Here is a 20468-nt window from a genome sequence, read left to right on the forward strand (position 1 = left end):
TGCGCCCGGCCCCGCCTCAACCCACGCTGCCGGTCAGCCCTGCCGGTGCCCCGACCGCGACGGCCCTGCGACGGCAGTGGAAAAGCACCACCGGCCCCGGCATCCCAGCGGCCAACAGGCCTGTCAACAGGCCGGACGCGACGGGCAGCACCCGATCCCGAAGCCGCAGGGTCATTGGCACCCGCAGGCTGTTCTGGACCGCAATGCGAGATTGGCCAGTCACGGCAGGGTTGCCACCTTTTCCCGACGATTTACCCGGAACGGCACGCCGCGACACATGCACTGCCGCCTTTGCGCGATTGCCCCGGTTTTCCGATGAAATCGAGCCGGATCACCGGAGCGCGGCGCCCGACCGAGCCGAGGCGGTCCAATGCGTTCTGTCGGACGCTCCCGATCACCCTATCGGCAGCCCCGAAGCAAAGGCCCCTTCGGTGAAAGCCCCGGCACGCTTGCGGGCGACGGCCAGATGCCGCCAATCCTGAAAAGCGGCGGGGCGGAAGCGGTTCACCGGAACCCCGCTGCCGCCCCACCCTGCAACGCCCTCGCCGCCATGCCGCTTTCGGGCGACATGGCGGTCATACCGGTGCGGCGCGCCGGGCGCGGCCCTCAATCGGGCAGGATGCGGATATCCAGCAGCGCGCAGCGCCGCTCGGTCCGCACGACCTCCAGGGCTTCGGCAATCGCCTCGTCCAGCTCCGCCGCCAGTGCGACGCGCCGGGAATAGGCGCGGCTGGCCCGGGCCGTCAGGCTGAAGTCCGGGCTGGGCTGCAAGGCCGTCAGCGGCATCCGGTTGGCCCGCGACGCCTCGCCCTTCGGATAGAGCCCGGTCACCGATGCCCGGACGGCGCCCCACTCCTCGTTGTTCAGGACCAGCACCAGAACCGGCAGCTCCAGCGCCTCTGCGATCTGGTGGCAGACCGTCGGGTTGGAGAACATGTAGGACCCGTCCCCCATGGTCGCCACGACCACCCGGTCGGGATCCGCCAGCTGCGCGCCAAGCGCCGCCGGAAAGCCCCATCCAAGACCGCCCGAATGCGGTTCCTGGAACCAGGAATTGCGGTCCTGCCGCTCGAGCGGGCCCAGCGGGCAACCCAGTTCGGAAAACACGCTGCTTTTCAGGCCTTTGAGCGCATTGCTGAGGGCACGGCCCACATGCGCCTTGGTCAGCCCCTCGTGCATCGCGTGCGTCGACAGATCGTCGATCCCGCGCCGCACCGCCGCCGAGGCCTCGGTCAGCCTGGCGCGGCGCTGCTCCAGCCTCTGCTGATCGCGCGGCAGCGCTTCCATGGCGGCAATCAGCGCCGGGATGGTTGTCGCGCTTTCCCCGACGATGGACAGGTCCGAGCGGAAGTTGCGCACCGGGTAACGCGAGAACAGCGGATCGGGGCCGATATGGATGATCCGGGCATCGGGGTTGGGCGGATGATTGTCCGGCCACCACGGCGCGAGGCAATCCAGCACCACCACCACATCCGCCTCTGCAAGCCAGGGACCGGGGTTCGCCCCGACGTGGCAGGGGTGATCGGTGGGGATGGCCAGGTGGGTCGCCCACCAGGAACTGACGGCAATGCCCCAGTCCTCGGCCCAGCGGGAAAAGGCGGCAAAGCTCGCCTCGTCGCCGGCGCCGCGCTGTGCGATGACAAGCGGCGCCTTGGCCTCGGCCAGCATCCGCGCCGCTTCAGACAGCGCCGTCGCATCGTGGGCCGCAATCGCCGGGGCCATGGAACAGGGTGCCTCGAGACCCTCGGCCTTCGTCTTTTCGCACAGCACCTCGCGCGGGATCGACAGGTAGACCGGTCCCCGGGGGGTCGAGTTCGAGATCGCATAGGCCCGGTCGAGCAGGCCGCCGATCTGCTCGGGGTACTTCAGCTCGTAGTCCCATTTGCAGGACTCGCGCACCAGGGCGGTCTGGTCGCGCATTTCCTGCCCCCAGCCGATCGGCACCGTCCGCGCCCCGAACCGGTCCCCCTCTGTCACCGGGGTGCGACCCGACATCAGGATCATCGGCACATGTTCGCAGGCGGCGTTGATTGCGCCCGTGGCGCCGTTCGACAGGCCCACATTGGTGTGCAGCATCACCGATTGCGCCTTGCCCGACACCAGCCAGTAGCCATGCGCCATGCTGACAGCCGCATGTTCGTGGGGAATGACCAGCGCCTTCGGCAGGTCGACGCCGCTGGCCTCGGCCTCTGCCAGCCCCTCGATGATCGGCGGAAAGTCGGTGCCGGAATTGGCAAAGACATAGTCGATGCCAAGCGCCTTCAGCCGGGGAAAGATCGCCCCGCCCGCATTGATGACCGGCGCCTCGTCGCGCCGGTCGGTGTCGGGATTCTGGGTCCCGGTTTCTTTTTCAGACATCAGAACGGATATCCCTGCTGTGGATCTTCCATCGTAACCCAGCGCAGTTCGGTAAACGACTCGATCCCCGCCTTGCCGCCGAACCGGCCATAGCCGGAATCGCCGACACCACCGAAAGGCATCTGCGCCTCGTCCTGAACGGTTGCGCCGTTGATATGGCAGATCCCGGCCCGGATGCGCCGGGCAACCGACATCGCGCGGGTCATCTCTGTGCCGAAGACCGAAGAGGACAGCCCGTAAGCCGTGTCGTTCGCCAGTTCGACCGCATGGTCGGTATCGCGCGCCCGGACGACGCAGACCACGGGGCCGAAGCTTTCTTCGCGGAACAGGTCCATCTGCGGGGTGACGCCATCCACCACGGTTGCGGGCATGACGGTGCCCTCTGCCGGGGCGCCGCCCGCGCGCACCGTCGCGCCCTTGGCGACGGCGTCATCGATCAGCGCCGAGACACGGTCGACGGTCGAGCGGTCGATCACCGACCCAAGCACCACCTGTCCGCGCGGGTCGCCATGGGGCAGAGCAGCGGCCCGTTCGGCGAAGCGCGCGGCAAAGGCCTCGGCGATCTTCTCATCGACGATGACGCGTTCGGTCGACATGCAGATCTGGCCCTGGTTCATGAAGGCGCCGAAGATAGCGGCGTTGACCGCGCCTTCGATATCCGCGTCATCCAGCACGACGAAGGGGGCCTTGCCGCCCAGTTCCAGCAGCACCGGCTTCAGGTGGCGCGCCGCGGTTTCGGCGATGATCCGGCCAACCCGGGTGGAGCCGGTGAAGTTGATGTGCCGGACGCTGGGATGCTCGACCAGCGCGGTGACAACCTCGGGGGCGTCTTCCTTGGCATGAGAGACGATGTTCAGGACACCTTTGGGCAGCCCGGCCTCGCTCAGCACCTCGCCGATGGCGGCGTGCAGATGCGGACACATTTCCGAGGCCTTGAGCACCACCGTGTTGCCGCAGGCAATCGGCATCGCGACCGCACGCACGCCAAGGATCATCGGGGCGTTCCAGGGCGCCATGCCGACAACCACGCCGATCGGCTCGCGCATGCCCATGGCAAGGTTCTTGGGCTTGTCCGAGGGGATGATTTCGCCGGTCAGGAAGGTGGTCGAGGATGCCGCCTCGCGCAGCACCTTGGCGGCGAACATCATGTTGAAGCCAAGCCAGCCCCCGGTCGCGCCGGTTTCCGCGATGCCGATGCCGACCAGCTCTTCGGACCGCGCCTCGAGCAGTTCCGCCGCTTTCCACAGGATGGCGCGCCGGGCCGAGGGGCCGGTTGCCGACCAGCCGGGAAAGGCGGCGGCGGCGGCTTCGACGGCCAGATCGACATCGGCCTTCCGACCGGCTGCCGCAACGGTGGCAACCGCACCGGTGAAGGGGTCGCGGCGCTCGAAGGTTGCGCCGTCTACGGCTGCGCGCCGCTCGCCATTGATGAAGATACCGTAAGGATCAGACATGTTTTTGCCTCCTGTCATTTGTGAAGATCCGGCCCCTTGGGGGCCTTGAAAACCGTTTCCGCGGGCCCGGCCAGATCCGGGTCCAGCAGGCGCACCGCGCCCCAGATGCCCGCCTCGGCGCTGCTGACCACCGGCACACCCGTGCGGCGGCGCAGTGGATCGCCGACGCCCGCCATCCGCAGGCCGCCGCAGGAAATCAGGATGCCGTCCGCATCCCCCGCCTCCTGCCACAGCGCCCCGGCCTCGGCCAGCAAGCGTTCGGGGCCAAGATCCTTGACCTCGGCGATCCGGCGGATGCCCAGGGAACGCAGGCCGACAACCGCGACACCCGCGCTGCTCAGGTAGTCCTCGAGCATCCGGTTGACGTCGTCGCGATAGGCGGTGAGCACCGCAACCCGCGCCATGCCAAGCGCTTGCAGCGCGTCGATCACCGATTGGGTCATGGTCGTGACCGGCACCCCGCTGCGGGCGGCAATCGTCTCGATCAGGCGCGCGTTGAACTCCGGCCCGCGAAAGAAGCTGAGCGACGTTCCCATCAGCGAAACCGCCCCGGCCCCGGCTGCGGCAAGCGTCGCGGCGCGTTCCGCGACCGCGTCGATCACGCCGGAATAACCTGCATCCGACATCTCGCGCAGCCCCAGACCGGCGGCGGTGAACCGGCAGTCCGGGAACATCTGCGCGGCCTCCGGCGGCACCGCCCCCTCTGCCGGGGGCACGACAAGTCCAAGATGGCTCATGGCGCCGGGGCCTTGCGGGCCTTTGCCTCGCTTGTCAGGGCCCAGATGATCGAGACCGCCGCGATGGCAAGGAAGGCCGCCGGAACCGGCCGGGTCAGCAGGGGCAGGAAGCTGCCGTCGTAGATCACAAGGCCGGACCGCAGGTTCTCTTCCGCCATCGGCGTCAGGATATAGGCGATGATGAAGGGCCCCGTCGGGATCCGCGCCCGGTTCATCAGAAAGCCGACAAGCGCAAAGGCCAGCATCACCCCGACGTCGAAGTAGCGGCTGGAGACCGAGAAGGCTCCGATCACGCAGAACACCACGATCGGCGGCAGAAGCCAGGCCTTGTTCACATACATGAGCTTGGCCAGCATGGGCGTCGCGACCCGCATGACCACCAGCATCACCACGTTGGCCGCAAGGGCGCCACCGATCACCGTATAGGCGATAAAGGCGTTCTGCGAGAACAGCAGGGGGCCGGGGCTGAGATTGTGGATGACCATCGCACCCAGCAACACGGCGGTGATCACGGACCCCGGAATCCCCAGGGTGATCAGCGGCACAAGAGAGCCCACGGTGCCCGCGTTATTGGCGGATTCCGCCGCGATGATTCCCTCTTCGGCGCCGGTACCGAAGCGTTCGGGCTGCTTCGAGACGGCCTTTTCCACGGAATAGGCGGCGATAGAGGCGGTGGTCCCGCCGACGCCCGGCAGGATGCCGATCCACGTCCCGATCAGCGAGGACCGGACATAGGTCCAGCCATAGTGAAACACGTCACGCAGCCGGATCGAGACGGCGGTGCCCTCGACCGAGGTCTTGCGTACCGGTTTCGGGCTGCCGCTGTCCTCCAGCAGCTGGCTGAGCACCAGCGTGCCCAGGATGACCGGCAGCAGGGTCAGGCCGTTGTCGAGCGCGGGCCAGCCGAAGGTCATGCGCAGCGAGCCCGACACCGGATCGATACCCGGCAACGAGACCAGCGCCCCGAACGCCGCCGCCAGCAGGCCGTTCAGCAGGCTGCCCCGGGATACGGCGGCAATCAGGCTGAGCGCCACGACCACCATGGCGAAAATCTCGTAGGGGCCGAACTTGACCGCCACATGCGACAGCGGCGGGGACAGTACGGCAAGCACGACCCAGGCGAACATGCCGCCGACAAATGAGGCCGAGATGCCCAGCCCCAGCGCGCGCGCCGGATGGCCGCCCGCCGCCATGGGATAGCCGTCCAGCGTGGTCATGATGGCCGCTTCGGTGCCCGGCATGCGCATCAGGGTTGCGCTGATCAGCCCACCGGTGGTCGCGCCGATATACATCGCGACAAGCAGCAGAAGCGCGTCCGCCCCGTCCATGAAATAGGTCATCGGCAGGGCCAGCGCGATGATCATTGCCCCCGACAGGCCGGGGATCGACCCGATGAAGATGCCCACCATGGTCCCAAGCACGACCCAAGGCATCCCGGCTGTCAGGACATGCAGAAAAGCGTCAGTCATTGCCGCCCCGTATTAGAGATTGATGAAGAAGAAGCGCGTGAAGATGGCAAACACCGCGGCGGCATAGCCTGCCGACAACAGGGCGAGGCCCGTCACCGCCTTCATGTCGCGCACCGGCGCCAGCAGCAGGAAGAACAGGAAGCAGAAAAGCGCCGTCGAGGCGACGTAATGCACGCCCCCCGAGGCAAGGACCGCCACATAGCCCGCCATCAGCACAAAGGTGGCCGGGATCCGCCAGGACAGGCCCGGCGCGCCCGCCCCGGCCCCATCGCCCCGCAGCAGCATCTCGATGGTCTTGAGCGCACCGAGGCCAAGGGCGAGCCCCCCCAACACTGTGGGGAAGGCGCCTTTGCCAATGGCTTCCCAGGGTGAGGAGGGCATGGCGAGGCCCGCTTTCAGACTGGCCGCTCCGGCCAGCAAAACAAGCAGAAGAAAGGTCAGTTCAAACCCGTTGTTCCGCAATGACGATCCCGCCATGTCAATCCCTCTCCGATCCTAGTGATTAAGGGCAGCCTCAGCCGCCGGAGGTTTCGCGAACCACGTCGGCCACATCAAGGAACGACTGGTATTCCCTGGCGACCGCATCCCGCAGCTCTTCGCCCCGCAGGATCGCGCGCTCTTCGCCCGAAGACTCGATATGCGCCTGCACCTCGTCAGAGTTCAATGCCGCCTCGATCGCGTCCGCCAGCACCGCGATCACATCCTCGGGCGTGCCCTTGGGGGCCCAGTAGCGGCGGATGAGGCAGGCCTCGACGTCATGCCCCAGCTCTTTCAGCGTCGGCACATCCGGCAGGCTTTCGTACCGGTCGGGACCGGCGACGGCCAGCGCTCGCAGATCCTCTGCACCCCGCTCGACCCAGGGCGGCGACAGCAGTGCGAAATCGCTGAACCCACCCTTCAGTGCCGCGAAACGCTTGGAGGTGCCGCCCGTCGGGACAATCGTCCAGCGCGTATCGGTGGACTGCATCAGCTGGGCAGAGGGGAAATGCGTCGCGCTGCCGATGGCATCCGCCTGCTTCAGGCCGCGTCCGCGCTCTTCGGCGGCGGCAATCAGGTCTTCCATCGACTGGAATTCCGACTCTTTCGGCACGGCGACGAACATGCAGGCCCGCGTCGCCTGGATCACCGGCTCGAAGTCCTCCGGCGAATATTCCACCCGCCCGATGGCCGAGACAGAGAACATCTCCTGGTGGATTTGCAGAATCGTGTGGCCGTCCGGCTCTGCCGACAGCACCGAACGCGAGCCGACCGTTCCGGCCGCGCCATCGGCATTCACGACGGCCACGGGCACCGGCAACAGGTCGTTCTTCTCGATCGAGGCCTGCACCGCGCGCGCCAGGGCATCGGTGCCGCCGCCTGCGGAAAAGGGAACGATCAACTGGACAGGCTTCTCCGGGAACTCCGCGAGGGCCGGCGTTGCCGCGGCCGCAAGCGCCAGTGCGGCGGTCGCCAGTCGTGTTTTCATGAGCATGAACTTTCCTCCTCATAGTCGGCGGACACAGGTCCGCGCCTCCGTAAAATGAGCATGGTTAGAGACCTTCTTGATGTCAACGGTTTTATGTGCCACCAATTTGAGACCATCAGGAGACGACCATGAATCTGACCATTTCCGAGATCAACGCGTACCCCGCATACATCCCGACCAAGCTGGACATCGGCCCCGCGCAGGCCGCCGCCTCATTGTCCTGCTGCGTGATCGAGGTGAAGACCGCAGACGGGGTGACCGGGTACGGCTACACCGCCATTACCGACGAAGAAGTGATCGTCTCGATCATCGACAACCTGCTGGCCCCCGACCTCAAGGGCATGTCCGCGCTCGACCGCGAAGCCATCGCCGAGCGAATCTACTGGATGGTCTCGCCGCGCGGACAGACCGGCTATGGCAGCCACGCGGCCTCGGGGATCGACCTGGCGCTCTGGGACATTCTGGGCAAGGTCACCGGGCAACCCTGCTGGCGGCTGCTGGGCGGGGCCCGGTCCGAAGTGCCGCTTTACGTGACCTTCGGCTTCGGCTCTTTCGACCGCGAACAGCTGGCCGATGCCGCCCGCCACCTGCGCTCGGACGGGGTGCGCCGCCTGAAGATGGTCGTGGGCCATCACGCCCTGAAGCGGGTGGCGGCGGGCGCCAGCATGTCCGACATCCTGAAGGAAGACATCGAGCGGGTGCGGGTCGTGCGCGAGGCAGCGGGTGACGATGCCGAGATCTACATCGACGCCAATTGCAGCCTCGACCCCGCCTCGGCGCAATGGCTGGACGACCGCCTGAAGGACTTCGACATCGCCTTCTTCGAAGAGCCCCTGCGCGGCAACGACACCCGCCAGCTTGCCAATCTGCGGGCGCGGGGCACCCGCATTGCCGCCGGGCAGAACGAGGGGCAGCTGTTCCGCTTCCGGGATCTGCTGACGTCCGGCGCCGTGGACGTGATCCAGCCCAACGTCGTGATCTGCGGCGGCCTGACCGTCGGGCAGAAGGTGGCGGCCATGGCCGACGCGCATCAGGTTCAGCTTGCGAACGGCGGGGCCTTCCCCTTCCACAACATGCACCTGCATGGCGGTCTGGCCAATGGCGGGCTTGTCGAATGGCACCTGATCTCGGTCGAGATGGGCCGGTCGCTCTTCACCGACCTGCCGGATCGCGACGGCGACGTCCTGCGCCTGCCCGAAACGCCGGGCCTGGGCTTCGGCGCGAATCTGGACGCGCTGCGCGAGTTTGCGGCGGGGCCGCTGTCCAAGGGCCGGGGCAAGGGCTGATGGCCCCGGTCGTATCCTACCGGGACCTGCGAAAGCAGGCCCGGCGCAAGCTTCCGCGATTCGCCTTCGACTTCGTCGATGGCGGGGCGGGGGACGAGGCCGGTCTCGATCGCAACGAGGCCGCCTACCGCGCCCGGTGCCTTCAACCGCGCGTGTTGATCAACAGCGACCGCGCCCTGCCCCTGAAGCGGCGCTTTCTGGGCCGCGACTGGGCCCTGCCCTTCGGGATTCCCCCCATCGGGCTGGCGGGCATCGCCTGGCCCGAGATCGACCTGCTGCTGGCCGAAGCCGCCGAGCAAGCGGGCATTCCCTACGTCGCCTCGACACCGGCCACCGTCGCGCTGGAACGCCTCCGGCAGCGGGCGCCCGAGTCCGCATGGTTCCAGCTTTATGTCGGGAAATCCGAGGAGATCACCGCCGATCTGCTTGCCCGGGCCAAGGCCGCGGGCTACCGGACGCTTGTGGTGACGGCGGATGTGCCGCGCCCCGGTCGCAGGCTGCGCGATCTCAGGAACGGCTTCGCGCTGCCCCTGAAACCCGGACCGCGCCTTGCCTTCGACCTGATGCGCCATCCCGGCTGGGCCCTGCGGACCGCCCGCCACGGCGCCCCCCGGTTCGCCAACCTCGAACCCTATGCGGAACGCGGCAGCAGCACGCAGTCGCTGGCGCAGCTTATGGCCGGGCAAAGCTCGGGCCGTCTGGACTGGGCGCTACTGCGCGAGATCCGCGACGGCTGGTCCGGTCAGGTCATTCTCAAGGGTGTCAGCGCGCCGCAGGATGCGGTGAAGGCCGCCGAGACCGGCGTCGACGCCGTCTGGGTGTCCAACCATGGCGGGCGGCAGCTTTCCTCGGCGCCCGCCCCGCTGGACGCGCTGCCTGAGATCAGGCGCGCCCTGCCCGCAGGCTTCCCGCTGGCGCTGGACGGGGGCATCCGCAGCGGCGAGGACATGATCAAGGCCCTGGCCGCAGGGGCGGATTTCGTCTTTGCCGGGCGTCCGTTCCTCTATGCCATAGCCGCGCTTGGCCCGCGTGGCGCGTCGCGGCTGATCGCGCAATTCGCCAGCGAGCTGGAAAACACCATGGCCCAAATCGGGTGGAGCGATCTCGACCTGCAGGATGGCGCAGGCTAGGACTGGACATGACTTTTGCGAAATCGGAATTTTCGACCATGACAACATCAGAGCAGACCGATCCGGCGCCCCGGAAGGCCCGCGAGGGCGACCGCGAGCTGAACTACGGCTTTCTCCAGAATTTTGTCGGTCATTACCTGCGGCTGGCCTACGAGGCATCCTACGACGATTTCGCAAAGCGGTTGGGCGAGGATCAGCTGAAGCCCGGCTATTTCAGCATGCTTGTCATCATCCGCAACAATCGCGGCATCACCCAGCGCGAACTGGGCGAGAGCATCGGCAGGGACAAGTCCAGCGTCGCCAAGGCGCTGCGCACCCTGGAGGATCGCGGCCTGATCTACCGCGAGCGGGTCGAGAACGACCGACGGAACTACGCCAGCTTCCTGACCGACAAGGGGCTTGAGACCTACGAGCGCATGGAGGTCAAAGCGCAGGAACACACCAAGCATCTGGACGCGGTCATCGGGCCGGAACGCCGCGACGCGGTCTTCGGCGCCCTGCGCGACCTCATCGACCTGCGACACGGCTCCTCCGACAGCTAGGCCAGCGGGCCGGGTCACCGCCAGCCGGTGATCCCGGCGCCGTCATCGGGGCGCTGGTGATGCGGCTGGCCCGGGGATCGGCCCGGAAGCCGCCGCTTGGCAGGGCGCTCTTGATGGTCGCGACAGCCGGGAAGGTGCCGCTCCAGACCCTTCCCCGGCCGATCACCCGGCGACCCTGGCGGTCACGGTGCCTGTCTGCGCCCGCCCGATCCGGGCGATGGGCCGGACCGGGCAATGGGTTGTCCGCACCGATGAAGACTGACCAGCGCGGCGCAGGAGCCACTCCCTGCGCCCGCCAACCCGGCCCCGCAAAAGACGGGGCCGGGTCTTGTTTCAAAGCCGGGTTCTTATTCGGCCTCGCCCAGCAGGTAGCGGTGGAAGGCCGGGTTGACCCAGACGTCGATGGTCTCGACACCGAAATCCGAACCTGCGGACCGGATCTGCTCTGCCTGGGTCGCGGCATTTTCCGGCAGGGAGGCCAGATCCGCCTGATAGCCGTCGATCGTCACGACGTTCTCGCTGATCCGCACGTAATCGTCATTCTCGACATAGGACCGGTAGAAGGGCTGCCACCAGGAGGCGTGGATCAGCCCGGGCTCGTCCTGCGCGTCCTTCTTCGCGTATGTGGTGATCAGCTCCATGAAGGCGTCGCGGCGTTCGGCATTCCGGAACTCGAGGTCCAGATTGTACTCTTTCACGACCGAGACCATCTTGCCGCTGTCGAAGGTGACGACGCTGGGGCCGGGCTCACCCCATTCCGGCAGGAAGACAAAGGCCGAGGATTTCGGAATGAACTGGACCTTGGGGTCGAAGCCCTCGCTCTTCATCAGGTAGATCAGCTGAACTGCATGCTGGATGTCGCTATGCCCGTAGCGCAGCATCAGATCGGGGTCGAAATTGGACGCATCCCCGGTGCTGACGACGTTGTAGCCGGTGGTATAGCCCTTATCGATCAGGCCGTTCAGGAAGGTCAGGACTTCGTCGTTCTGGATGACGGTCGCCGCTTCCCAGCTGTGGACCAGCCGCTCTGCGATGTTCCGGTCAGAGACGTTTCCGATGTAGCTTTCGGACACGTCCTGCTGGTCGACGACAAAGGCGCCCAGCTTTTCCGAGACGGTGCCGGGATCGCCCAGGTCCGCCGCAGAGAGGACGCCCATGTCGATCAGCAGGGCATCGGCCTGCGACTGGCTGGCGCCCCCGGTCGCCCGTTCGACCTTTTCCGCGCTATAGGTGGCGGCCAGTTCGGCCAGCTTCAGGGCCTCAACCGCCTGCTCGGTGGACATATCGGCCGCGAAGGCCTGGCCCGCGATGGGCAAAAGCGCGGCGGCCAGCGCCCTGCGGATGATGGTGGTGGTCATGTATCCTCTCCTTGCGTGGTGTCGTGTGTCAGTCGTCGCCGTCAAGCGCCGCGCGGCAGGCCCGGATCGCGGCGCCGACCTCTTCCCCTTCGCGCAGCAAACTTCCGCCCAGCAGGTAGACGCAGTCAGACCCGTATTGCGCCCGCATGTCGGGCAGGCGGTCGGGTGACATGCCGCCGCCGGGGCTGGGCAGGATCGCGCGACCGATACCCGCCCCGGACCGGCAGGCCGAGGCGATTTCGGCGCATTCCTCCGGCGAGAAGCCGAACCGCCCGCCGTGATTGGGGAAGACCGAGATATCGGCGCCCGCAAGCCGCATCATCTGACCGAAGAGCATCCCGTGCCCATAGCCCTGATCGGGCGACAGCACATAGGGGCCAAGGTGGCTGGGATGGGCCATGACCGGCAGATCGAACTCGGCATCCTGTGCCAGACGGTTCATCGCATCGAAACCGAAGAGGCCCGGCATCAGCAGGACACCCCCGGCCCCGGCATCGCGGGCGTAGCAGGCCAGATCGCGGACCTGATCGCCATGCCCCCCAATGCTGGCGAAATAGAGCGCCCGCGTGCTGTCGCCCGCATCGGCACGTTCGGCATTGGCGCGCGCCACCGCCGCGGCGGCAATCGCCACCCGCTCTCGGAAGGGCGCGGCGTCCTGATTGGCCAGCCCGTGGTCTTCCTTGACGATATCCGCGCCCGCGCGGGCGGTGAGATAACAGAAGCGGGCCAGCGTTTCCGAGGACGACCCCTGCGGTTTGACCACCGGGCAGAGGTAGCCGCCGGTCTTGCGGCCGGTCAGGGCGCGCAGGCCCTCTGCGCCGAAGCGGGCGCCGGGGAAGCGCGCCCGCAGCTCCGCATCCGGCGCAAGGTCGATGGCCCTGACCCCCCGAAGGATCGAGGCATTGCCGAGGATCACATTGACCAGCTGCGGCAGTTCCCTGCCAACCGCGTCGACATGGTAGCCGATCCGGGCATGCCAAACGCCGTCACCCACCTGCTCCAGCCCCTGCACACGGCCCAGAACCACGTCCTCGACATAGCCTGTCGGGACCACATCCCGGGGGATCTCGACCGTGTCTTCCAGCGCGATGGCCGCGGCCAGTTCTTCGGCCTCGGCGGGCGCGCCCGCGGCCAGCCGGTAGGTGACGGCGAAGCGGTCCATCACAGCGCCTCGGCCTTCACCAGCGAATGCACCTCGTCGACCCGGGCGGCGGCCAGATCGTCTTCGGTGATGTCGAACTGCGCCCCCATCAGCTTTTCGATCCCGCCGACCAGCGCCAGCGCGTCCAGACCGTAGTGCCGCATCAGATACCCCCGCGAGCCGCCATGGGCGTAGGTGTCCTTCAGCCCCAGCCGGACAAGGCGCTTGCCCACGCCCGCATCGGCCATGGTTTCTGCCACCAGACTGCCGATGCCGCCCTCGGTCACGTGGTTTTCAAGTGTGACGACGCCATGGCGGACACTGCCGATATGATCCAGAAGCGCCTGCGCGTCGAAGGGCTTGATAGTGTGCAGGTGGAGGTGGCGGAAGCTGACCCCGACGCGCGACAGCGCCGCGCGCGCGCGCATGGCCTCTTCGGTGCTGATGCCAGAGGTGACGATCAGCACATCCTCGCCGCTGGCAAGCTCGCGCATCTCGCCCACCTTGATCGGCGTGTCGAACAGGCGCGGCACCGATCCGCGCAGGACGCGGCACCAGACCGGCCCGTCGATGCTGTCTGCCGCCTCGCAGATGCTTTCCACCTCGGTCGCATCGCCGGTTTCCAGGATGGTCATGTTGGGGATCGACCGCATGACAGAGACATCCTCGATGGCCTGATGCGTCATCCCGCCCGGCGTGGTGACGCCGGGAAGAAAGCCCATCATCCGCACCTTGCGGCGGGGATAGGCGATCGAGGCCATCAGCTGGTCGTAGGGGCGCCGGTACATGAAGACTCCGAAGGTATGGATGAAGGGGCGGAACCCGGCCAGCGCAAGACCGCCGGCAAAGCTCATCATGTTCTGCTCGGCCATGCCCAGCGACAGGAACTGGTCCGGGTGGCGGTCGCGGAACCCGTCGATCTCGCAGGACGAGGTCAGATCGGCGCTCAGGCAGAGGATGTCGGGATTTCCGGCGGCAAAGGACTCGAAGGCCTTGGCGTAGGGGCGGCTCACCATCTCAATCATGGTCTGAACTCCTCAATGGCTGTAGTCGATGGGCTCGACGCCAAGGTCGGCCGCAATCGAGTGGTTGAAGCGGGCGCGCTCGTCCTCGGATTTGAACCGGACGTAGTGCAGCCTCGGAAACCGCTCTTCGAGCACAGGCATCGTGTGGAACGGGTTGGTATGGGCGAGGATGATCAGGGGTTTTCCGTCATGCGGCTCGCGGACCGCATCGCGGATCGCCCCAAGATCGTGGCCATCGACATCAACGCAGGCGGCGCCGAACTCGATGAATTTCCGGCGGATGTCGCCGACCTCCATCACGCTGGACATGGCGCCGTCGCATTGCTGGTTGTTGACGTCCATGATCGCGCAGACGTTGTCGATGCCGTGATGGGCGCAGGCCTGCACCGCTTCCCAGGTCTGGCCTTCCTGCACCTCGCCATCGGACATGAACACCCAGGTCCGGCCGGTGTCGCCGCGCAGCCTGCGCCCGTAGGCAAGACCCGCCGCGGTGGACAGGCCGATGCCAAGGGTGCCGTTGTGCACTTCCATGCCGGGGCTGTGCTCGGCCCCGATCATCTCGACCGAAGAGCCGTCCTTGTTGAACATCTCCAGCCCCTCGGGCGCCATGCGGCCCACCTCGATCAGCGTGGCATAGGCGACCAGCGCATAATGCGCCGGAGCGATGAACAGGCGGTCGAACTGCGGCTCGAACGGGCCGTTGTAGCCCGCGCCGGTGTGATACTCGGGGTTGGAGGCCGAGGGCACGCCCGCAAAGGGCTTGGGGATCATCGGCAGGGTCGGCTCGCCCAGGTTCAGCTCTTCATTGTAAAGCCAGGCCAGCTGCTCGGCGGCGGAACAGGCCTGCGAGAGGTAGCCGCCATTGTTGCGCATGGCGTGTTCGAACACGCGACGGCGGATGCCAAGGGCCACGTCTTCGGTGGGTTTTCGATTGTTCACGACACTTTTCCTTCGGACTGGAATTTTCGGATACGGACCAGGCATGTGTGCGCCGAACAGCCCTGCGACAGCCGCGAGGTTCCCTTGTCACGGGTCAGGACGTTCGGATTGCCGTTCCTGCACAGGTCCGGTGCATGCGGGTCGGGCGCGTACCAGGCCCCGGTGCTGACCTGAACGACACCCGGGCGCAGCCGGTCGTCGAGGACCGCGGCACAAAGGCAGCGGCCCCGCGCGTTGTAGAGCTCTACGAGGGCGCCATCGACAATCCCGCGCTCTGCGGCATCATCCGGGCTGATCCGCACCGGCTCGTATCCGTTGACCTTGGCGGACTGGCTGAACACCCCCTGATCCAGCTGCGAGTGCAGCTTGGTCGTCGGCTGGTTCGAGATCAGGTGCAGCTCGTCCGGCTGGCACTTGCCCAGCCACTCGAAGGGCTCCAGCCACGACGGATGCGGCGGGCAATCCTCGTAAGCGAAGGACGCGATCCGGTCGGACCATATCTCGATCCGGCCACTGGGCGTGGGCAGCGGGTTGGCCTCCGGGTCTTCCCGGAAGGCCTGCAAGAGAACCTGCGGTTTCTCCGGGGGCTCGACCCGGTGCCAGCCCTGTTCGCGCAAGGAGTCGTAGTCCGGCAGGTCGATGCCCCGTTGCCCGGCCGCCTCGCGCCCGGCCTCGTACATCCAGCGCTGCCAGTCCCCGGCGCTGCGGCCCTCGGTGAAGGCGGCCTCAAGACCCATGGCCCGGGCCATCCCCGCGAAGATGTCATAGTCGTCGCGCACGCCTTCGGGCGGCTGTGCCACCTGCTCCATGGCGATGACAAAGGGATCGCGTCCGCCCATGCAAAGGTCGCGGCGTTCCAGCGGCGTGGTGCAGGGCAGCACGATATCGGCATGCTGCGCCGTGGCCGTCCAGCACCAGTCGTTCACGATGACGGTGTCGGGCCTGCGCCATGCCGCGCGCAACCGCCCGAGGTCCTGGTGGTGGTGGAAGGGGTTGCCCCCGGCCCACCACACCAGCCTTGCGTCGGGGTAGGTCCGCGTTTCGCCGTCGTAGTCATAGGTCTCGCCCGGGCGCTCCAGCATCTCGGCGACGCGCGCGACGGGAATGAAATCCGTGACCGGATTCCGGCCCTGCGGCAAGGGCGGGAAATGCAGCCCGGTGTTTTCCAGCCCCATCGAGTTCACTGCCGAATAGCCCAGCCCGAAGCCGCCGCCGGGCAGGCCGATCTGCCCCAGCATCGAGGCCAGCGCGATCACCGCCCAGAACGGCTGTTCGCCGTGGTCCTGCCGGGTCAGCGACCAGCTGGCCGAGATCATCGTCCGGGTCATGGCCATGCGGCGCGCCAGTTCCACGATGCGCTCCGCCGCGATATCGCAGATCCCCGAGGCCCAGTCTGCGGATTTCACGACACCGTCGGCCCTGCCCGTCAGATAGTCGGCGAACCTGTCGAACCCGACCGTGTAGCGGTCGAGGAAGGCGCCATCGTGCAGCCCGTCCTGCAAGAGCGTGTGACAAAGCCCCAGCACCAGCGCCGTATCCGTCGAGGGCCGGATCGGTAGCCAGTCGGCGGAAAGCTCCGCCAGCATATCGTCCCGCAGCGGCGACACGTTCACGAAATTCACGCCCTGGGCATGGGCCTGCTGCATGGCCTCGCGCTGGCGATGCCGGCCACATCCCCCCTGCGATATCTGGCCGTTCGTGACGCGCATCCCGCCGAAGGCCACCAGCGTCTCGCAATGCGCCACCAGCGTGCGCCAGTCTGTGGTGCCCCCGGCGGCTACATCGAAACCGCCGACGGCGTATTTGGTGATCACCTCTCCGGCGGCCAGGCTGTAGGTGTTCTTCGATCCCACATGACCGCCCAGAAGGTTGAGGAAACGGCGCAGATGGCCCTGCGGATGGTGAAACCGCCCGGCGCTGGCCCAGCCGTAGGACCCGGCATAGATGGCCCCGCATCCATGGGCCTGCCTGACCCGCAACAGCTCTTGCGCGACCAGCCGCTCGGCCTCGTCCCACGAGACCGCCACGAAGCTGTCCGCCCCGCGCCGCTCCCGGTCCCGGCCCTGCGGATCCTGCAACCAGCCCTGCCGCACCATCGGCGTCGTGATCCGGCTGTCAGCGTCCAGCGCGCCGATATACCCCCCGGCAATCGGCGAGGGGTCGACATCCATCTCGAAGGGATGCAGGGCACAGAGGCGCCCGTCCCGCGTTTCGGCGCGGTAGGTGCCCCAATGCATCGCCGTCAGCGGCATCCGGGACCGGGCGTCGGTCATACCGGCGCCTTGCCAATCTCAGACCTGAGCGCGGCCAGGCTTTCGCCAAAGGGCGCGCGGGCAATGCCATATTCGGTGATGATGCCCGAGATCAGCCGGTTCGGCGTAACGTCGAAGGCCGGGTTGAAGGCGGGGGCGCCGGGCGGTGCGATCTCGCAATCCCCGATGCGGGTGATTTCCCCGGCGTCGCGCTCTTCGATCTCGATATCGTCCCCCGAGGGCGTGTCGAAATCGATCGTCGACATCGGCGCGGCGACGTAGAACGGCACGCCGTTGTCCTGCGCGGCCAGGGCCAGGTTGTAGGTCCCGATCTTGTTCGCGGTATCGCCATTGGCCGCGACCCGGTCACAGCCGACAATGGCCATATCGACCTTGCGCGTCCGCATGACATGGGCCGAAGCGCCGTCCACGACGATGGCATGGGGCACGCCGTATTGCATCAGCTCGAACGAGGACAGCTTGGCCCCCTGCAACCGGGGGCGCGTCTCGTCGAGATAGGCCATGACCTTGTGACCGGCCTCATGCGCGCTGCGGATCACCCCCAGGGCGGTGCCCAGATCGACGGTCGCAAGCGAGCCGGTATTGCAGTGGTGGAAGAAGGTCACCTCTTGCGGACAGAGCGTCAGAGCATGTTTCGAGATCGCGCGGTTCACCGCCACGTCCTCGGCCTCGATCGCAAGCACTTCGGCCTCGATCTCGGGGCCGGTGGCCTCTGGCCTGTTCCAGACCGCCTTCAGCCGGTCCAGCGCCCAGAACAGGTTGACCGCCGTCGGGCGCGAGGCGCGCAGCAGCGCATCGGCGCTTTGCAGCGCGCGGCGCCGGTCGTCCCCCTCGCGGCCCCGGCTGACCATGAGGATGCCAAAGGCCGCCGCAACGCCGATGGCCGGCGCACCGCGAACGGTCATGTCGCGGATGGCCTCGGCGACCTCTTCGACGCGGGTCAGCTCCTGGTAGCGGGTCTCGCCCGGCAGGACCTTCTGGTCGATCAGCCGCAGGATCCCGGCCTCGGACCGCCATTCGATTGCACGAAAACTCATTACAGTGATCCTTTCCCTATTTCGGCGGCAAGGCGCCGGACCTGTTCCGCCAGCCCCGCCACGGGCGCGACCAGCCCGCCGTCGCGAACGACAGCCCGGCCCCGCGCGAAGACATGGGCGACGTCCTCTCGCCCGGCGCTGTAGACCAGCGCGGAATAGGGGTCGTAGACCGGCACCATATGCGGCGCATCGGTGCGCAGGACGACGACATCGGCCTGCTTTCCGACCTCCAGCGACCCCTGCCGCGCGGACAGGCCAAGCGCCTTCGCGCCGCCGATGGTGGCCATCGCGACGATATCCCGCGCCGAGAGCGTATCCGGCGCGCCGGTCCGCAGCGCATGCAGGTAGGCCGTCAGGCGCATCGCCTTGAACATGTCCAGATCGTTGCCCGTCGACGGGCCATCGGTGCCCAGCGACAGGGTGACACCGGCCTCCATCAGCGCCTTCACCGGCGCCATGCCGGAGGCAAGCTTTGCGTTGGAGGCCGGGCAATGCGCCACCGCGCTGCCCGCCTCTGCCAGCATCGCGATCTCGTCGTCGTCCAGATGGACCGCATGGGCCAACAGCAGCGGCCCATCCAGCAACCCGGCCTCGGCCAGCGCCCGCACCGGGCGCTGCCCATAGGCCTTGGCCACCAGGTCCAGCTCCCAGGCCGCTTCGGAGGCATGGATGTGCACCGGCAGGGACAGCTCTGCCGACAGGGCGCGGACATCGCGAAGCTTCTCGGCATCCAGCGTGTAACACCCGTGCGGCACCAGCAGGACATCGACCATCGGGTTCGCCGCATGGCGCCCGGCGAAGTCGCGCACGACGTCCAGCCTGTCGCCCCAGTCGCCGCCCTCGGGCCCCGGCACGCCGATCATGGCAGGCCCGGCAGAGAGGCCCAGACCGACATCGCCCGCCGCCGCCACCGTCGCGTCTACATGCCAATACATGTCCAGAAAATGCGTCACCCCGCCCAGGGCCATCTCTACGGCGCTGAGCTTGGCGCCCAGATAGGCGGTGTCCGGCGTGACATGCGCGCGCTCCGCCGCCCAGACCGTGTTCAGGAACTGCCCCAGGTCCACGTTGTCCGCCAGGCCCCGAAACAGCGACATGGCCGCGTGACAATGGGTGTTGATAAAGCCGGGCAGGATCAGCCCGCCCTGCGCATCCACGGTCGTCCCGGCGGTCACGCCCTCGGGCAGCGGGCCGACATGGCTGATCACGCCGTCGGTGATCGCGACACAGCCCCCGTCGACGACACGAAAGCCGTCGTCCATCGTCAGGACGGTGCCGTTGGTCAGAAGCGTGTCGACCTTCACGAGGCCTCTCCGACCGTGGGCACCCCTGGCAGCAGGCGCTCCATCAGGGCCAGCAGTTTCGGCTGGACGATCTTGACCGCCTCCCAGACCTCGTCCTCGTTGGTGATATGGGACGAGGCGATATCGCCGACGGCCAGGTTCGTGACCGCCGAGATCGCCAGCACCTTCATGCCCGCATGGCGCGCCACGATCACCTCGGGGACCGTGGACATCCCCACCAGGCTGCACCCGGCGGCCTGCAACAGCCGGATCAGCGCCGGCGGCTCGAAGCTGGGGCCGACCACATGCGCATAGACGCCCGCCCGCATCGATGGATCGAGCGACCGCGCAAGCGACAGAAGCGCCGGATCGTAAGCCTGGTTCATCGACACGAAGCGCGCGCCCAGACTGTCGTCGTTCGGCCCGCGCAAGGGATCGCCGCCGCAGACGACGGGCAGCGAAAGGTGATCCTCGATCACCGCAAGGTCGCCCACCTCGAACCCGCCCCCGATGCCCCCGGCGGCATTGGTGAAGACCGCCGTCCGCGCCCCCAGCGCCGCCATCAGGCGGATCGGAAAGGTGACCTCGGCGGCGGAATAGCCTTCGTACATGTGCACGCGCCCGCGCATCGCGACAACGCGCCGCCCGAACAGCGTCCCCAGCAGAAGCACACCGTCATGGCCCGGCGCGGTCGACACGGGAAAATGCGGAATGTCGCGATAGGGAATCTCGACCCCCTCGATCGCATCCGCCAGCGGCCCAAGCCCCGAGCCAAGGACCAGCGCGATCTCTGGCGTGACTTCGGACAGGGCCCGGACGGCAGCGACCGCCTCTGACAGATGCTCTTTCAACATGTCACACTCCATCCAGTTGCCAGCAGGGTCGAGCCGAGGCATAGGTTGTCAGTACGCAAATGTCAATTCATTTGACATTTGACGATTTCACCGCTACCGCTTGCGCCTGAGAGGGCG

At 67.2% G+C, this 20468-nt stretch carries 17 protein-coding genes; 3 read left to right on the plus strand and 14 right to left on the minus strand.

What is annotated here, in order from left to right:
* Positions 1 to 606: 606 nt before the first annotated feature.
* From ACN5KJ_RS17515 to ACN5KJ_RS17540, 6 genes are read right to left on the minus strand one after another with little or no spacing between them, the layout of a single operon-like run.
* Positions 607 to 2358: a thiamine pyrophosphate-requiring protein gene (locus ACN5KJ_RS17515; RefSeq protein ID WP_418595216.1), complete on the minus strand. Its 1752-nt coding sequence runs from the start codon at positions 2356 to 2358 to the stop codon at positions 607 to 609.
* Positions 2358 to 3812: an aldehyde dehydrogenase gene (locus ACN5KJ_RS17520; RefSeq protein WP_206563487.1), complete on the minus strand. Its 1455-nt coding sequence runs from the start codon at positions 3810 to 3812 to the stop codon at positions 2358 to 2360. Before ACN5KJ_RS17520 ends, ACN5KJ_RS17515 begins: the two co-directional genes overlap by 1 nt.
* Positions 3813 to 3826: 14 nt before the next feature.
* Positions 3827 to 4549 (minus strand): aspartate/glutamate racemase family protein, encoded by a 723-nt coding sequence (locus tag ACN5KJ_RS17525; RefSeq protein WP_418595217.1) that lies wholly within the window; start codon positions 4547 to 4549, stop codon positions 3827 to 3829.
* Positions 4546 to 6018, minus strand: a complete 1473-nt coding sequence (locus ACN5KJ_RS17530) for a tripartite tricarboxylate transporter permease (protein ID WP_418595218.1) — start codon at positions 6016 to 6018, stop codon at positions 4546 to 4548. The genes ACN5KJ_RS17525 and ACN5KJ_RS17530 overlap by 4 nt, the downstream gene beginning before the upstream one ends.
* Before the next feature lie 12 nt (positions 6019 to 6030).
* Positions 6031 to 6495 (minus strand): tripartite tricarboxylate transporter TctB family protein, encoded by a 465-nt coding sequence (locus ACN5KJ_RS17535; protein ID WP_418595219.1) that lies wholly within the window; start codon positions 6493 to 6495, stop codon positions 6031 to 6033.
* Positions 6496 to 6532: 37 nt separating this feature from the next.
* Positions 6533 to 7489: a tripartite tricarboxylate transporter substrate binding protein gene (locus ACN5KJ_RS17540; protein WP_418595220.1), complete on the minus strand. Its 957-nt coding sequence runs from the start codon at positions 7487 to 7489 to the stop codon at positions 6533 to 6535.
* Between the two features lie 122 nt (positions 7490 to 7611).
* Here ACN5KJ_RS17540 and ACN5KJ_RS17545 point away from each other — a divergent pair, with 122 nt between their 5' ends.
* The 3 genes from ACN5KJ_RS17545 to ACN5KJ_RS17555 are packed head-to-tail and all read left to right on the plus strand — an operon-like array spanning position 7612 to position 10441.
* A complete protein-coding gene (locus ACN5KJ_RS17545) occupies positions 7612 to 8769 on the plus strand; it encodes a mandelate racemase/muconate lactonizing enzyme family protein (protein ID WP_418595221.1) in 1158 nt (385 codons plus the stop codon).
* A complete protein-coding gene (locus ACN5KJ_RS17550) occupies positions 8769 to 9899 on the plus strand; it encodes an alpha-hydroxy acid oxidase (protein WP_418595222.1) in 1131 nt (376 codons plus the stop codon). The genes ACN5KJ_RS17545 and ACN5KJ_RS17550 overlap by 1 nt, the downstream gene beginning before the upstream one ends.
* 38 nt (positions 9900 to 9937) lie before the next feature.
* Entirely contained in the window at positions 9938 to 10441 is a 504-nt protein-coding gene (locus ACN5KJ_RS17555) for a MarR family transcriptional regulator (protein WP_347168359.1), read from the plus strand.
* 347 nt (positions 10442 to 10788) lie between these two features.
* Here ACN5KJ_RS17555 and ACN5KJ_RS17560 read toward each other — a convergent pair whose 3' ends face one another.
* From ACN5KJ_RS17560 to ACN5KJ_RS17595, 8 genes are read right to left on the minus strand one after another with little or no spacing between them, the layout of a single operon-like run.
* Positions 10789 to 11799: a hypothetical protein gene (locus tag ACN5KJ_RS17560; protein ID WP_418595223.1), complete on the minus strand. Its 1011-nt coding sequence runs from the start codon at positions 11797 to 11799 to the stop codon at positions 10789 to 10791.
* 28 nt (positions 11800 to 11827) lie between these two features.
* Positions 11828 to 12961, minus strand: a complete 1134-nt coding sequence (locus tag ACN5KJ_RS17565) for a RuBisCO large subunit C-terminal-like domain-containing protein (RefSeq protein ID WP_418595224.1) — start codon at positions 12959 to 12961, stop codon at positions 11828 to 11830.
* Complete coding sequence (locus ACN5KJ_RS17570) at positions 12961 to 13965, minus strand: transketolase family protein (protein WP_418595225.1); 1005 nt, start codon at positions 13963 to 13965, stop codon at positions 12961 to 12963. The genes ACN5KJ_RS17565 and ACN5KJ_RS17570 overlap by 1 nt, the downstream gene beginning before the upstream one ends.
* Before the next feature lie 12 nt (positions 13966 to 13977).
* Positions 13978 to 14904, minus strand: a complete 927-nt coding sequence (locus ACN5KJ_RS17575) for a transketolase (RefSeq protein WP_418595226.1) — start codon at positions 14902 to 14904, stop codon at positions 13978 to 13980.
* On the minus strand, positions 14901 to 17177 hold the full coding sequence (locus tag ACN5KJ_RS17580; protein WP_418595227.1) for a molybdopterin-dependent oxidoreductase: 2277 nt from the start codon (positions 17175 to 17177) through the stop codon (positions 14901 to 14903). Before ACN5KJ_RS17580 ends, ACN5KJ_RS17575 begins: the two co-directional genes overlap by 4 nt.
* Positions 17174 to 18214, minus strand: coding sequence for an S-methyl-5-thioribose-1-phosphate isomerase (gene mtnA / locus ACN5KJ_RS17585; RefSeq protein WP_418595228.1), 1041 nt, complete (start codon positions 18212 to 18214; stop codon positions 17174 to 17176). The genes ACN5KJ_RS17580 and mtnA overlap by 4 nt, the downstream gene beginning before the upstream one ends.
* A complete protein-coding gene (locus ACN5KJ_RS17590) occupies positions 18214 to 19518 on the minus strand; it encodes an amidohydrolase family protein (protein WP_418595229.1) in 1305 nt (434 codons plus the stop codon). The genes mtnA and ACN5KJ_RS17590 overlap by 1 nt, the downstream gene beginning before the upstream one ends.
* Positions 19515 to 20351, minus strand: coding sequence for a purine-nucleoside phosphorylase (locus ACN5KJ_RS17595; protein ID WP_418595230.1), 837 nt, complete (start codon positions 20349 to 20351; stop codon positions 19515 to 19517). The genes ACN5KJ_RS17590 and ACN5KJ_RS17595 overlap by 4 nt, the downstream gene beginning before the upstream one ends.
* Positions 20352 to 20468 lie beyond the last annotated feature (117 nt).

The sequence above is a fragment of the Ponticoccus sp. (in: a-proteobacteria) genome, from assembly GCF_048381735.1.

What these genes read in the sequence shown, in the direction of transcription:
- ACN5KJ_RS17515 (WP_418595216.1), bottom strand. Translation starts at nt 2,358, where the DNA reads ATGTCTGAAAAAGAAACCGGGACCCAGAATCCCGACACCGACCGGCGC.
- ACN5KJ_RS17520 (WP_206563487.1), bottom strand. Translation starts at nt 3,812, where the DNA reads ATGTCTGATCCTTACGGTATCTTCATCAATGGCGAGCGGCGCGCAGCC.
- ACN5KJ_RS17525 (WP_418595217.1), bottom strand. Translation starts at nt 4,549, where the DNA reads ATGAGCCATCTTGGACTTGTCGTGCCCCCGGCAGAGGGGGCGGTGCCG.
- ACN5KJ_RS17530 (WP_418595218.1), bottom strand. Translation starts at nt 6,018, where the DNA reads ATGACTGACGCTTTTCTGCATGTCCTGACAGCCGGGATGCCTTGGGTC.
- ACN5KJ_RS17535 (WP_418595219.1), bottom strand. Translation starts at nt 6,495, where the DNA reads ATGGCGGGATCGTCATTGCGGAACAACGGGTTTGAACTGACCTTTCTT.
- ACN5KJ_RS17540 (WP_418595220.1), bottom strand. Translation starts at nt 7,489, where the DNA reads ATGCTCATGAAAACACGACTGGCGACCGCCGCACTGGCGCTTGCGGCC.
- ACN5KJ_RS17545 (WP_418595221.1), top strand. Translation starts at nt 7,612, where the DNA reads ATGAATCTGACCATTTCCGAGATCAACGCGTACCCCGCATACATCCCG.
- ACN5KJ_RS17550 (WP_418595222.1), top strand. Translation starts at nt 8,769, where the DNA reads ATGGCCCCGGTCGTATCCTACCGGGACCTGCGAAAGCAGGCCCGGCGC.
- ACN5KJ_RS17555 (WP_347168359.1), top strand. Translation starts at nt 9,938, where the DNA reads ATGACAACATCAGAGCAGACCGATCCGGCGCCCCGGAAGGCCCGCGAG.
- ACN5KJ_RS17560 (WP_418595223.1), bottom strand. Translation starts at nt 11,799, where the DNA reads ATGACCACCACCATCATCCGCAGGGCGCTGGCCGCCGCGCTTTTGCCC.
- ACN5KJ_RS17565 (WP_418595224.1), bottom strand. Translation starts at nt 12,961, where the DNA reads ATGGACCGCTTCGCCGTCACCTACCGGCTGGCCGCGGGCGCGCCCGCC.
- ACN5KJ_RS17570 (WP_418595225.1), bottom strand. Translation starts at nt 13,965, where the DNA reads ATGATTGAGATGGTGAGCCGCCCCTACGCCAAGGCCTTCGAGTCCTTT.
- ACN5KJ_RS17580 (WP_418595227.1), bottom strand. Translation starts at nt 17,177, where the DNA reads ATGACCGACGCCCGGTCCCGGATGCCGCTGACGGCGATGCATTGGGGC.
- mtnA (WP_418595228.1), bottom strand. Translation starts at nt 18,214, where the DNA reads ATGAGTTTTCGTGCAATCGAATGGCGGTCCGAGGCCGGGATCCTGCGG.
- ACN5KJ_RS17595 (WP_418595230.1), bottom strand. Translation starts at nt 20,351, where the DNA reads ATGTTGAAAGAGCATCTGTCAGAGGCGGTCGCTGCCGTCCGGGCCCTG.